Annotated in this window: 14 protein-coding genes; 13 read left to right on the top strand and 1 reads right to left on the bottom strand. The window is 35.5% G+C overall.

The genetic code is table 11. The annotated features are described in order from the left end of the window. The first annotated feature begins 2 nt into the window (after window positions 1-2). The 10 genes from metF (at window position 3) to ACOCEA_RS11615 (ending at window position 8815) form a co-directional block, all read left to right on the top strand. Window positions 3-956: a methylenetetrahydrofolate reductase [NAD(P)H] gene (gene metF, locus ACOCEA_RS11655; RefSeq protein WP_420756421.1), complete on the top strand. Its 954-nt coding sequence runs from the start codon at window positions 3-5 to the stop codon at window positions 954-956. A gap of 75 nt (window positions 957-1031) precedes the next feature. Next, window positions 1032-1175, top strand: a complete 144-nt coding sequence (locus ACOCEA_RS18000) for a DUF2705 family protein (RefSeq protein WP_476422500.1) — start codon at window positions 1032-1034, stop codon at window positions 1173-1175. Further along, entirely contained in the window at window positions 1135-2151 is a 1017-nt protein-coding gene (locus ACOCEA_RS11650) for an acyloxyacyl hydrolase (protein WP_476422502.1), read from the top strand. The genes ACOCEA_RS18000 and ACOCEA_RS11650 overlap by 41 nt, the downstream gene beginning before the upstream one ends. Then, a complete protein-coding gene (locus tag ACOCEA_RS11645; RefSeq protein WP_420756419.1) occupies window positions 2148-2936 on the top strand; it encodes a head GIN domain-containing protein in 789 nt (262 codons plus the stop codon). The genes ACOCEA_RS11650 and ACOCEA_RS11645 overlap by 4 nt, the downstream gene beginning before the upstream one ends. A 66-nt stretch (window positions 2937-3002) precedes the next feature. Further along, window positions 3003-4037 (top strand): serine hydrolase domain-containing protein, encoded by a 1035-nt coding sequence (locus ACOCEA_RS11640; protein WP_420756418.1) that lies wholly within the window; start codon window positions 3003-3005, stop codon window positions 4035-4037. A gap of 123 nt (window positions 4038-4160) precedes the next feature. Further along, entirely contained in the window at window positions 4161-4619 is a 459-nt protein-coding gene (locus tag ACOCEA_RS11635; protein ID WP_420756417.1) for a hypothetical protein, read from the top strand. A gap of 277 nt (window positions 4620-4896) precedes the next feature. Then, window positions 4897-5724 carry a prephenate dehydratase gene (locus ACOCEA_RS11630; RefSeq protein WP_420756416.1) on the top strand — a complete coding sequence of 276 codons (828 nt, stop codon included), beginning with the start codon at window positions 4897-4899 and terminating at the stop codon, window positions 5722-5724. Next, the gene (locus ACOCEA_RS11625; protein ID WP_420756415.1) at window positions 5721-6866 is read left to right on the top strand and encodes a pyridoxal phosphate-dependent aminotransferase; all 1146 of its coding nucleotides are present in this window, start codon (window positions 5721-5723) and stop codon (window positions 6864-6866) included. The genes ACOCEA_RS11630 and ACOCEA_RS11625 overlap by 4 nt, the downstream gene beginning before the upstream one ends. Window positions 6867-6872: 6 nt before the next feature. After that, a complete protein-coding gene (locus ACOCEA_RS11620; protein WP_420756414.1) occupies window positions 6873-7733 on the top strand; it encodes a prephenate dehydrogenase in 861 nt (286 codons plus the stop codon). Beyond that, on the top strand, window positions 7733-8815 hold the full coding sequence (locus ACOCEA_RS11615; protein ID WP_420756413.1) for a chorismate mutase: 1083 nt from the start codon (window positions 7733-7735) through the stop codon (window positions 8813-8815). Before ACOCEA_RS11620 ends, ACOCEA_RS11615 begins: the two co-directional genes overlap by 1 nt. Window positions 8816-8868: 53 nt before the next feature. Here the strand turns inward: ACOCEA_RS11615 and ACOCEA_RS11610 are convergent, their stop codons facing one another. After that, window positions 8869-9306 carry a hypothetical protein gene (locus tag ACOCEA_RS11610; protein ID WP_420756412.1) on the bottom strand — a complete coding sequence of 146 codons (438 nt, stop codon included), beginning with the start codon at window positions 9304-9306 and terminating at the stop codon, window positions 8869-8871. A gap of 247 nt (window positions 9307-9553) precedes the next feature. Here ACOCEA_RS11610 and rsgA point away from each other — a divergent pair, with 247 nt between their 5' ends. The 3 genes from rsgA (at window position 9554) to ACOCEA_RS11595 (ending at window position 12942) form a co-directional block, all read left to right on the top strand. Then, window positions 9554-10507 carry a ribosome small subunit-dependent GTPase A gene (rsgA, locus tag ACOCEA_RS11605; RefSeq protein ID WP_420756411.1) on the top strand — a complete coding sequence of 318 codons (954 nt, stop codon included), beginning with the start codon at window positions 9554-9556 and terminating at the stop codon, window positions 10505-10507. Continuing rightward, window positions 10504-10956 carry a D-aminoacyl-tRNA deacylase gene (gene dtd, locus ACOCEA_RS11600; RefSeq protein ID WP_420756410.1) on the top strand — a complete coding sequence of 151 codons (453 nt, stop codon included), beginning with the start codon at window positions 10504-10506 and terminating at the stop codon, window positions 10954-10956. Before rsgA ends, dtd begins: the two co-directional genes overlap by 4 nt. 81 nt (window positions 10957-11037) lie before the next feature. Further along, window positions 11038-12942, top strand: coding sequence for a DUF3857 domain-containing protein (locus tag ACOCEA_RS11595; RefSeq protein WP_420756409.1), 1905 nt, complete (start codon window positions 11038-11040; stop codon window positions 12940-12942). The last annotated feature ends 15 nt before the right edge of the window (window positions 12943-12957 follow it).

Genomic DNA, 12957 nt, shown 5'->3' with positions numbered 1-12957 from the left:
AAATGAAAGTAACAGAGCATATTAAACAAGCGAAAGGGGAAACATTGTTCTCCTTTGAAATTATCCCACCGGTAAAGGGAAAAAGCATACAGGAACTTTATAATAATATTGATCCATTGATGGAGTTTAAACCTCCATTCATTGATGTGACTACCTCGCGCGAGGAGTATGTTTATATTGACAGGGAGGGTCTTTTAGATAAAAAGATTACACGAATGCGTCCCGGTACCGTTGGTATTTGTTCTTCTATACAACACAAGTACCAAGTAGATACCGTGCCACATTTACTATGTGGTGGGTTTACCAAAGAAGAAACAGAATATGTTTTGGTGGATTGCCATTATTTGGGGATTGATAATGTAATGGCACTACGTGGTGATGCCATGAAAGAGGAGAAGTATTTTAATCCGACCAAAGGTGGTCATGAATTTGCAACCGGACTTGTTCGTCAGATCAGAAATTTAAGTACAGGTAAATACCTACATGAAACTATAGAAACAGATGATTGTGCTGATTTCTGTATAGGCGTGGCCGGTTATCCAGAAAAACATCTGGAAGCGCCCTCCTTGCAATCCGATTTAAAAAGATTAAAAGAAAAAGTAGACGCAGGAGCCGATTATGTAGTTACCCAAATGTTTTTTGATAATCAAAAGTATTTTGAATTTGTTGATGCTGCCCGGGCTATTGGCATAGAAGTTCCCATTATTCCCGGAATCAAGCCTATCGCAGTTAAGAGGCATTTACAATTATTGCCACAGGTTTTTAGGATAGATTTACCGCAAGCTTTGATTGAAGCGGTAGATGCATGTAAAAACAATAAAGAAGTGAGGGATATAGGTGTAGAGTGGGCCATTCAACAATCAAAAGAACTGAAAGCGGCTGGTGTTCCTGTTTTACATTATTATTCCATGGGCAAATCTGATAATATTAAGGCTATTGCAAAAGAGTTGTTTTAATATTACAGCTGTAACTAGTCTTTTTGTTATTGGAATATTGTAGGGTATTACCTTGATTAATATCCAAGATTTTTAATGCTTATTTTTGCCGCGCATGAAATTGAGAATACTCTTTTATTTTATTTTCCCCTTCACTTTTTGCTTTTCACAAAATGGGGAAGAGTTAAAGAAATATACGCTGGATGCCAATCAATTTTATGGTTCCGTACTACTGCATAATCCAGATATTTCCCATTTGATAACCAATCACCCTGCGGGTGTAATTTTAAGTTATAATAGAAAAACATATGGCTCTAAGGAATGGGAAGCCTTGTTTAATTATCCGGATTATGGGGCATCTTTTATCTATCAGGATATGAACAATGCTACATTGGGAAAAAACATAGGACTGTATGCCCATTACAATTTCTATTTCGTAAAGCGAAATATACAGTTTAGGGTTGGTCAGGGTATAGCCTATACTACCAATGCATATGATAAAGAAGATAATTTCCGGAACAATGCCTATGGCTCAGATTTTTTAAGCTCTACCTATTTAATGCTTAATTATCACAAAGAAAATATTTTTAAGGGCTTGGGCTTTAAAACAGGTATATCCCTTGTTCATTATTCCAATGCCAATTTTAAGGCGCCCAATACCTCCACAAATACATTTGCGCTAAATGCAGGGTTGATATATGATTTGGATGGCGGCAAGGAGATGAACTACATCCCAAAAGGAGCTACTGAAAAGATATTGGAACCCATGAGATATAATTTGGTGTTTAGAGGTGGGATAAATGAAAGTGATGTTATTGGTACTGGGCAATATGGGTTTTATATTTTATCTGGTTATGTTGATAAACGTTTGGGTAGAAAAAGTGCACTACAATTAGGAACCGATGTTTTTTTCTCTAACTTTTTAAAAGAGCTTATAAGGTTTCAGGCAACTTCTTTTCCTGAAATGGATGTAGATGTTAATGATGACTATAAACGGGTTGGCGTTTTTTTAGGTCATGAACTGTTTATTAACCAAATGAGTATAATTACCCAATTGGGCTATTATGTTTATTATCCGTTTGATTTTGAGGGTAAGGTCTATAATCGTATTGGGTTAAAACGCTATTTTGGAAATAAGGTATTTGGGGCAATTACCCTAAAGTCCCATGGTGCCGCAGCAGAGGCCGTTGAATTTGGAATAGGTATTAGATTATGATAAAAGGAATACTAAAAAAGGGGTCAAGTGGTCGAATGGGTATACAATGGTTTGCATTTTGTGCTTTTTTTCTTTTAGGATGTAATTCAGAAAATGCCTCTGATTGTTTTCAGAATTCTGGGGTATTGGTCAGAGAAGAGATATCCCTTCCAACGTTCACCAAAATAACGGTTTTTGAAAAGGTTGTTTTGGTATTGAAGCAAGGGGACAGTCAGAAAGTAGAAATAGAAACTGGTGAATTTTTAATTAATGAGGTAAGTGCAGAAGTTGAAGGTGATAGGTTAATACTACGAAATGAAAACGGATGTAATTTATTTAGGGATTATGGTGTAACCACGGTGTATATTACTTCGCCAAATATTAATGAAATACGCAGTAGTACTGGTTTTCCAATTAAAAGTGAAAGCGTATTATCGTATCCGCAACTCAGTTTATATTCAGAGAGTTTCACGGTGCCAGAGTCAGAAACAACGGATGGGGAGTTCGATCTGGAGGTTAATGCTTCCAATATTAGTATAACTGTAAATGGAATTGCTTATTTTAAATTAAAAGGAGCGGTAGAAAATCTAAATATAAATATTGCAGCAGGGGATTCAAGGATTGAGGCCCAAAATCTAATAGCTGAAAACATCAATCTAAACCATAGGGGGACAAATGATATTTTGGTCAACCCACAAACTTCTATTACTGGTGTTATTAGGGGTACAGGAGATGTAATCTCCCTGAATAGGCCAGGGACAATAAATGTGGAAGAACTCTTTACAGGTAGACTAATATTTCAGTAATGGGATCTTTTATTAAGTAGTTATATGGATTTTTCAAATCCAATAAAGTATTAAAAAGAGAGTAAATTGCATACAGTTCCGAATAATATAAATCTTCTTCTTAAAAATTTAATAGAGGAGAAAAAGGTGCCTGGATTAGCTATTTCTGTTTGGAAAGATGGGGATACCATATTTCAAAAAGGATATGGGTACGCGAATTTAGAAACAGAAGAGCCAGTACTTCCAAAAAAAACAATATTTAGAATTGCAAGTATATCTAAACCTATTGCAGCCACAGCATTAGCGCATATGGTTATTGATGGTTTAATTGATTTAGATGCTTCGTTTTATGATTATGTTCCGTATTATCCTAAAAAAAAATGGGATTTTACCATAAGGCAATTGGCTGGACATACGGCCGGTATTAGAGGGTATAGGGGCATAGAGTACGGCCTAAACAAAACATACACTATAAAAGAAAGTATAGCGCTTTTTAAAGATGATGACTTATTGTTTAAACCTGGCACAGGATATATGTACACTAGTTTTGATTGGGTTTTAATATCCTTGGCAATGCAAGAAGTAAGTGGTATTTCCTTTAAAGATTATGTACAGGAGAAGGTACTTATACCATTGTCAATGAAGAGCACCATTGCGCCTCCAGTCAGTGGGGTGTTACATAACGAAAAAGTAACTGCATTTTATTCTAAGGGTAAATTGGGATTTAGAAAAGCAATCCCAGTCAATAATTATTACAAACTAGCCGGTGGAGGATTTCTTTCTACGGCAGAAGATATTACAAAACTCGGCACTACTTATTTAAATAAGTTATTAAGCCAGGAGATTTATAAAAATCAGTTTTTAAAAATGGAAACTGTAGCTGGCAAACCAACCTATTATGGTTTAGGATGGCAGGTAAGTTTGGATAGTAAGGGAAGGAATTTTTATGGCCATATAGGTAATGCTGTAGGGGGCTATTCTAATTTTTTTATTTATCCAGATGAGAAAATGGTTTTTACTATTTTGATAAACTGTACAGATCCTAAAATTCAGCCTGAATTGGACGAAGTGGTCAATTTGTTTATTGAGGAATCACTTGGTAATCTCTCCCCAAAAGTTTAATACATCAAATTGATAAAAAATCTTAGAAGTCATATTAAAAGAGGTTAGGGTAAACTTAAAATGTTAGATTTTGGTTAAGATAATTTTTGTTCAATAAATATTAATTATTTTTAAACAAAAAACATGAAACTCAAAACAACGTTTACGGTACTTATTATATTGACTTTTAGCACATCAACCCTTAGTGCACAGGAGATCACAGTATTTCAAGGTATGTGGGGCGACGAATTTTATCAAGACAAACAAAAGATGACTTGGAAAGAGTTTGGATTGGCAATGGACTCCAATACGTTATCTGAAGAGTACTGGGCTAAATCTAAAAAGCAGTATAGCGTTACTTTTGCTGCTGCCACGGCCAATTTAGGATTTGGAATTTGGTATTTGATAAGTGAAAATAATGATGATAATACTACTGCATCTATTGTTGGTTTTGCAAGTACAGCCGTGGTTGGGTCAATATTTTACTGTTTGGCCAACAAAAATAAGAAAAATGCTATTTTAGAGTTTAATGACAGTCTTGGGAAAACCTCATATAGGTTGGTCCCTTCCAATAGTGGTCTGGGACTCGCTCTTAGTTTTTAGGGTATTATTAGCTTATCACTTTATTTGAAATACTATTCTCATAGCTTTTCTTGATTTTAATAAATAATCAAAAAAATTAGTAAAGAACTGTGGTTTTTAAATTTAATTATTACTTTAGCCAAAGTTTTTAAAAATTATGACAAAGCAATATTTCTGGAACGGTTTTTATTTTTACTTCTTTTTTAAGAGAGGTATGGGACTGTTGTAGTATATATTAAAAATATAAACAAGTAAAGTCCCGTGTAAAACGGGACTTTTTTTTTGAAAATAAACAAAGGTGACATTAAAAATAGCCATACAGGGAATTAAGGGGTCCAACCATCATCAAGTAGCTATGGATTACTTTGGTGATGACGTAAAATTAGTGGAGTGTCTCTCTTTTGATGCATTGGTAGACCAACTGCTAAATGGGGAAGCAGATAAGGGAATAATGGCAATTGAGAACTCAATCGCGGGCTCTATCATTCCTAATTATGCTCTAGTAAACAATAATAATTTACATATCATTGGAGAGCATTATCTTAATATTCATCACAACTTAATGGTTCTAAAAGGGCAAAAGTTTGAGGATATAAAGGAAGTGAGTTCTCACCCTATGGCCTTACTGCAATGTAAGGAGTTTTTTAAGGCATATCCACATATTAGATTGGTAGAAGATGTGGATACTGCCGAAACGGCGAAGCGTATTCAAGAGCAAAATTTAAAGGATGTTGCGGCCATTGCCCCTAAAGTTGCTGCACAATTATATGGTTTGGACATCGTAGCTGATAATATTCAAACGATAGCCAATAACGCCACTCGCTTTATTATTGTAAAAACAAAAAATAAAGAGCTTCCAAAAGAGGAAATAAACAAAGCTTCGCTAAGATTTATAACAGACCATAAGCGAGGTAGCTTGGCCACAGTACTTAATGTAATGAGTGATTGCAACTTGAATTTAACTAAAATTCAATCATTACCTGTAATAGAGACGCCATGGAAATATGCCTTTTTTGTTGATGTTACTTTTGGGGTATATGAGAATTTTGAAAAAGCAAAATCACTGTTGAATATCATGTTGGAGGATATAAAAGTTTTAGGGGAATATAAAAATGCCATGAAATGATACAGACTGCAGATAGGCTAAATAGTGTACAGGAATACTATTTCTCCAAAAAATTGAGAGAAGTACATGGGTTAATGGCCCAAGGCAAGCCAATTATAAATATGGGCATTGGCAGTCCGGACTTGGCTCCATCACCTTTGGTTATCAAAGCTATGCAAGATGCGGTTCTGGAAGAAGGAGCCCATCAATATCAAAGTTACCAAGGTTTACCAGAATTGCGTAAGGCAATTGCATCGTTCTATGAAAATAGATTTAATGTAACTGTAGACTACAATACCGAAACCTTACCTCTTATGGGTTCTAAAGAAGGGATCATGCACATAAGTATGGCTTTTTTAAATTCGGGTGATGAGGTTTTAATCCCTAATCCTGGTTATCCAACATATACATCGGTAACTAAATTGGTTGAAGCGACTCCAAAATATTATGATTTAACCTTGGATAATGGGTGGTTTCCTGATATAGATACATTAGAAAAGGAAGATTTAAGTAAGGTGAAAATAATGTGGGTTTGTTATCCGCATATGCCAACAGGAGCAACTGCAACTAGGGAACAATTTGCTAAACTAGTGGCTTTTGCCAAACGCAATAGTATTCTTTTGGTTAATGATAACCCATATAGCTTTGTGTTGAACGATGCACCAACAAGTATATTGGAAATTGATGGGGCAAAAGAAGTATGTTTAGAGTTAAATTCTTTAAGTAAAACATTTAATATGGCCGGTTGGCGCGTAGGTTATGTTCTTGGAAATTCCGAAAATATAAATGCGGTATTAAAAGTAAAGAGCAATATGGACTCTGGCATGTTTTATGGTATTCAAAAGGGTGCCATAGCGGCTTTGGAAAGTGCTGATGAATGGTTTGAAAAGTTAAATATCCTGTATAGCAAGAGAAGGGATTTGATGTTTAAACTAGCGAATAAATTAGGTTGCACCATTGACATAAATTCAGTTGGAATGTTTGTTTGGGCAAAACTGCCGACGGGAATTGAATCGGCGGAAAATTTTATAGATAACATCCTTTATGAGAAGGATATTTTTATAACACCAGGTACCATTTTTGGAAGTAATGGTGAAGGTTACATACGTTTTTCACTTTGTGTGACCGAAGATAAGATTAGGGAGGCAATTGATAGAATATAGATTAAAATGAACATTTTCGTAGTTGGTATAGGTTTAATTGGGGGTTCCTTTGTAAAGGATGTGAAGGCAAAAATGCCAGAAACCACCATTTATGGAATAGATGCCAATGCATCACATTTAGATGAAGCGCTTGCCTTAAATCTTATTGATGCAAAATCTAGTTACACAGATTTACATTTGGCAGATTTTGTAATGGTAAGTATACCTGTGAATGCAATGCTCATTGAACTTCCAAAAATATTGGATAGCGTAAATGAAAATTGTGTTGTTTGTGATGCCGGTTCAACTAAGGAAATAATTTGTAGCGCATTGGAGAACCATCCCAAAAGGCGAAACTTTTTGGCATGCCACCCAATTGCAGGGACAGAATTTTCTGGTCCGTCTGCCGCAATCAATGGTTTGTTTGATGGTAAGACCAATATCATTTGTGAGGTGGAACAGACAGCTTTTAAATTGCAGGAAAAGGCCTTGGCCATTTTTCAATTACTGGGAATGAGGATCAGATACATGAATCCAAAGGCTCATGACAAACATATAGCGTATGTATCTCATTTGTCACACATCAGTTCTTTTATGTTAGGAAAGACCGTTATAGAAAAAGAAAAAAATGAACGTGATATTTTTGACATGGCAGGCAGTGGATTTGAAAGCACGGTAAGGTTGGCTAAAAGCTCGCCCGCTATGTGGACACCAATTTTTGAACAGAACAAAGAGAATGTCGTGGAAACTTTGGATGAGTACATTCAAAATCTGACCGATTTTAAAGAGTTGCTTTTAAAGGACGACTTTGAAGGTATTTATAATGAAATGAATAACACCAATAAAATAAAATCAATATTAAAGGGAATACCACTAAACAAAAAGTAATGGAAAATAGTAAAGAAATGAGGACATGGTTGGATGATATGGGTTTAGACCATCCACTAGTAATAGCAGGGCCATGTAGTGCTGAAACAGAAGAGCAAGTTTTGCGAATTGCCCACGAATTAAAAGATACCGATGTAAATTATTACAGGGCCGGTATTTGGAAGCCAAGAACGCGTCCTGGAAATTTTGAAGGTGTTGGTGCGCTTGGTCTAAAATGGTTGCAAAAAGTTAAACAGGAAACTGGACTTAAAACAGCGACTGAAGTGGCTAATAGGGCCCATGTAGAGTTGGCTTTGGAGTACGATGTAGATTTGTTATGGATAGGTGCAAGATCTACGGTAAGTCCATTTATCATGCAGGAATTGGCAGATGCTTTGGAAGGAACAGACAAAATAGTATTGGTTAAAAACCCAGTAAACCCAGATTTGGCATTGTGGTTGGGTGGTATTGAAAGATTGCATACTGCAGGGATCAAGAAATTGGGTGCTATTCACAGAGGGTTTTCAACCTATGAAAAATCCAAATATAGAAACATTCCAGAATGGCAAATGGCTATTGAATTTCAGAACAAATTCCCAGACTTGCCATTAATCAATGACCCATCGCATATAACCGGTAGACGGGATATGATTTTTGATGTGTCCCAAACTGCTCTTGACTTAAATTTTGATGGATTGATGATAGAAACACATCATGATCCCGATAATGCATGGAGTGATGCTGCACAACAGGTGACACCACAAAAATTAATTCAGATCATGAAGGATTTGAAAATTAGAAAGGAGTCAGATCCAGAGGCAGAATACAATTCTAAATTAAGTAACCTAAGAGCGCAGATAGATGTTATTGATAATCAATTGATTGATACATTAGGCAAGCGAATGAAAATTTCAGACAGTATTGGTGAGCTCAAAAAACAAAAAAACGTAGCTGTTTTACAATCCAATAGGTGGAACCAGATTTTAGGGGCTATGATTTTAGAAGGTGAGAGCAAAGGGCTAAGCGAAGAGTTTGTACTTCGTATGTTCAAGGCAATTCACCAAGAATCTATAAATCACCAAGAGAAAATAGTTAACGGATAATGAATAAAGAACCCTGGCTAAGCCAGGGTTCTTTATTTTATAGATAAAATTTATTACTTTTTAAAGACATACCGGGTTATAAAAATACCTTGACCATCTTTTTCGCCGGCATCACTTTCTACACCACTCACAACATGTATGAGCTCCCAACCTTCGGCAGCCATGGCATTAAGTTTTGAACTTATCACAGCATCATTTGCTGCTATATTTTGAAAACGGATACCAGCAATATTATAAAAGTTCAACAACTTTGTTTCTTCAAAGTTTTTTACCCTAATATCGCCACGTTTAGATTTGTTTCTAGTATTGTCCTCTTCAGTTTGTTCAGAAGTATACTCCTCAAAATCTTTTTCTTCTTGACTGTCAATAATTCTTGATCGACCCAAACCACTTGGAACAATAGATTCTACACTTGTAATTACTTTGTATTGTTGTGCGCTAATATCTGTAATGACGGCTAAGACAAAAACTGCGAAAATGATTTTTTTCATAATATTGATTTTTGATGTTATTAAAAAGACAACCTCTAATTTAAAAGGTTGTTTGTGTTTAAAATAATAGTAGTATGGATTATTTAGTTTTTTAGTATTAAATATAAGTAATACAATAATTTCTGGTCAATTTCAGTAATTCTAGATTTATTATTAATCGGTTTATGAAATTGCTTGTGCTTAAACAAAGCAAGAATCAATCAAAAAGTTGTTATTTTGTGTATATGGAGGTAAGGAGGCTTAGGAAATGTTAGGAACAGTTTATAAATCTACAGGAAGCTGGTATACGGTAAAAGCGGAAGATAATAGGTTTTACGACTGTAGGATCAAAGGAAAGTTTAGGATTAAGGGCATAAAAAGTACAAACCCTGTTGCCGTAGGGGATAGTGTCCACTTTAAAGTGGAGACCAAAGGGGATGATACTATTGGGATAATAGACGAAATACGTGAACGTAAGAATTACATTATCCGTAAATCCGTAAATCTATCCAAGCAAACGCACATAATAGCTGCGAACCTGGATCAGGTTTTCCTGTTGGTTACATTGAACAACCCAACCACCTACACCATTTTTATAGACCGGTTTTTAGTTACAGCGGAGGCCTATGACATTCCTGTGGTTATTGTGTTTAATAAAATAGATACCTATAACGAGGAAGAGCTAACAGAAATTAAATATCTAGCTGCTGTGTACAGGGATATTGGTTATACCTGTATTGGTATATCTGCCATTACTGGAAAAAATGTAGATAAAATAAAGAATTTGATGTTAGGTAAAACCTCCATGTTTTCGGGTCATTCAGGGGTTGGTAAATCTACCTTGATCAATGCTTTAGAGCCTGGTTTGGAAATTAAGACTGCAGTGATTTCGGAGCAACATCTTCAAGGCCAGCACACAACTACTTTTGCAGAAATGTTTGATCTTAGTTTTAATGCAAGAATTATAGACACCCCAGGTATTAAGGGTTTTGGTATTGTGGATATGGAAAAAGAGGAAATAGGGGATTATTTTCCTGAATTTTTTAAGTTGAAGCAAAAATGTAAGTTCAATAACTGCATACATTTGGATGAACCTAAATGTGCCGTTAAAACAGCTTTGGATGAAGGTAAAGTCGCGTGGAGTAGGTACAGAAGTTATTTGCAATTGATTACAGGGGAAGATGAAAATTACCGAACGGATCTTTACGGGGAAAAAAAATGAGGGCAGTAATTCAGAGAGTTTCCGAGGCAAGTGTTACAGTAAACGGTGAACAAATTTCAGCTATTGAAAGCGGTTTGCTCATTTTACTGGGAATCATAAATGATGATGGTATTGATGATATTCAGTGGTTGGTTCGGAAAGTTTTGAACCTTCGTATTTTCAATGACGAAGAGGGGGTAATGAATAATTCGCTCTTAGACACAAACGGTGATATCATTGTGGTGAGTCAATTTACATTGCAGGCGTCTACAAAAAAAGGAAATAGACCCTCTTATATTAAAGCTGCCAAACCGGACATTGCGATTCGTATATATGAAAACTTTATTACAACATTAGAAGAGGAGCTCGGAAAAAAAGTGGGTACAGGAATATTTGGGGCTGATATGAAAGTAGCATTGTTAAATGACGGTCCTGTAACCATATGGATAGATACAAAAAATCGCGAATAGCTGTGTTTTGTCTTTTTATTTTGTAAATTATGTAAGAAATGCCTTTATTGGTCGTTTAGTTTAAACCACCAAACCTAACCAATGCGCATATTATTTTTTGTTAGTCTTCTAGTTGTATTTTTTACTTCCAACGCCCAAAATTCGTATCAAGCTATAGTATTGGATGCCGACCTTATAAAGAATGCCAATGCCGTTGTGCGCTTAGATGAGATGAAAATTGATTTAACTGCGACCAATAAAATGTCTTATGTTGTTAACCAAGTAATAACAGTGCTAAATAAGGATGGGGATAGCTTTGCAACCAATAGGGTAGGTTATGATAATGAACGTAAAATTAAAGACATTGATGTTTATGTTTATGACGAGCTAGGGCAAGAAATAGAACATATCAAGAAAAAAGATTTTAAAGACGTCAGTGCAGCAGACGGATTTTCTTTATACACCGATGATCGGCTATTAATCAACACCTATACGCCAACAAGTTACCCATACACTATTGCTTTTAACTATTCTGTTGAAACTTCAGATACTGCATTTTTTCCACCTTGGTATTTTCTTTCAAACTATAAGGTAAGTGTAGAAAAAAGCTATTACAGCATTACCTATACCGGTGAACAACTTAAACCAGAGGTAAAGGAGATTAACCTAGGTTCTATTGAAGTCTCTAAAAGGAATGCCCAAGGTGAAATAGTTTATGAGGCATCAAATATTCCAGCAATAAAATCGGAGAGTCTTGGCCCATCATTTAGGGCGGTTGTTCCCCGTTTAAAAGTTAGACTTAAAAATTTCAATTTAAAAGGTGAAGAAGCCCATGTTGATACTTGGAAAGATATGGGTCTCTGGATGAACAAAGCTTTGCTTAAAGATAGGGCGGTTTTGAACGAATCTACAGTTGCGGTTGTAAACAACTTGGTGGCAGGTATAACTGATGATTTGGAGAAAGCCAAAATTATATATCGATACGTGCAGGACAACACACGTTATATAAGTGTTCAAATAGGTATAGGAGGTTGGAAGCCAATAAGTGCTATAGATGTAGATCGCGTAAAATATGGTGATTGCAAGGGTTTATCAAATTATACCTACGCATTATTGCAGGCAGTTGGGGTTCAATCATATTATACAGTTATCCATGCAGGCAACAACAAAGTAGATTTTGATTCGGATTTTGCCGCTTTAGAGGGTAATCATGCCATATTGGCCATACCCTATAACGATAAATATTATTGGATCGATTGCACCTCACAAGTCCACCCATTCGGTTTCATTGGAGATTTTACCGATGATAGAAACGCATTAATTATTAAACCGGAAGGAGGTGAAATTGTTAGAACAGTAGCATATAATAACGAGGATAATTATCAGCTAACAAAGGGGCAATACACTTTGGATCCTTCGGGCAGTATTTCAGCAAACCTATCTATACTCACCAAGGGCACTCAATATGATAATCACTTTAAATTAGAATTGGACACTGAGGATGAGGTGTTTAAATATTTTAAAAGCTATTGGAGCAACGTTAATAATCTGAAAATAAACCAGTATTCCTTTCAAAATGATAAGGATGAGGTAGTGTTTACGGAAAAAGTTGATTTGGAGGCCTCAAACTTTGCCTCTTTAAGTGGGGATAGAATTCTTTTTACTGTAAATGCATTCAATAATAGTGGATACATTCCCGATAGATACCGCAATAGAAAGCTTCCTTTTGAGATTCAACGCGGCTATTTTGATGAAGATGAGATTATAATAAACTTACCCGCGGGTTATGATATTGAAGCAATGCCAAATGAGAAAATTGTTGATTCTGTTTTCGGTACCTATAAAGTATCTTTTATGGCAAAAGGTGTGGATAATACAGTGTTGTACAAAAGAAGCTTTTTACTGAAAAAAGGGCAATATCCTAAGGAGAAATATGCTGATTATCGCGATTTCAGAAAAGAAATTGCAAAAACCGATAATGCACAAATAGTGCTTGTCAAGAAATAGTATAAATATCCATTA

This window comes from Maribacter luteocoastalis, assembly GCF_048890225.1.
Classification (GTDB): Bacteria; Bacteroidota; Bacteroidia; order Flavobacteriales; family Flavobacteriaceae; genus Maribacter; species Maribacter luteocoastalis.
This window is presented reverse-complemented; position numbering and strand designations above follow the sequence as displayed.

What these genes read in the sequence shown, in the direction of transcription:
- ACOCEA_RS11615 (WP_420756413.1), top strand. Translation starts at nt 7,733, where the DNA reads ATGGAAAATAGTAAAGAAATGAGGACATGGTTGGATGATATGGGTTTA.
- ACOCEA_RS11635 (WP_420756417.1), top strand. Translation starts at nt 4,161, where the DNA reads ATGAAACTCAAAACAACGTTTACGGTACTTATTATATTGACTTTTAGC.
- ACOCEA_RS11610 (WP_420756412.1), bottom strand. Translation starts at nt 9,306, where the DNA reads ATGAAAAAAATCATTTTCGCAGTTTTTGTCTTAGCCGTCATTACAGAT.
- dtd (WP_420756410.1), top strand. Translation starts at nt 10,504, where the DNA reads ATGAGGGCAGTAATTCAGAGAGTTTCCGAGGCAAGTGTTACAGTAAAC.
- ACOCEA_RS11620 (WP_420756414.1), top strand. Translation starts at nt 6,873, where the DNA reads ATGAACATTTTCGTAGTTGGTATAGGTTTAATTGGGGGTTCCTTTGTA.
- ACOCEA_RS18000 (WP_476422500.1), top strand. Translation starts at nt 1,032, where the DNA reads ATGCTTATTTTTGCCGCGCATGAAATTGAGAATACTCTTTTATTTTAT.
- ACOCEA_RS11595 (WP_420756409.1), top strand. Translation starts at nt 11,038, where the DNA reads ATGCGCATATTATTTTTTGTTAGTCTTCTAGTTGTATTTTTTACTTCC.
- metF (WP_420756421.1), top strand. Translation starts at nt 3, where the DNA reads ATGAAAGTAACAGAGCATATTAAACAAGCGAAAGGGGAAACATTGTTC.
- rsgA (WP_420756411.1), top strand. Translation starts at nt 9,554, where the DNA reads ATGTTAGGAACAGTTTATAAATCTACAGGAAGCTGGTATACGGTAAAA.
- ACOCEA_RS11645 (WP_420756419.1), top strand. Translation starts at nt 2,148, where the DNA reads ATGATAAAAGGAATACTAAAAAAGGGGTCAAGTGGTCGAATGGGTATA.
- ACOCEA_RS11625 (WP_420756415.1), top strand. Translation starts at nt 5,721, where the DNA reads ATGATACAGACTGCAGATAGGCTAAATAGTGTACAGGAATACTATTTC.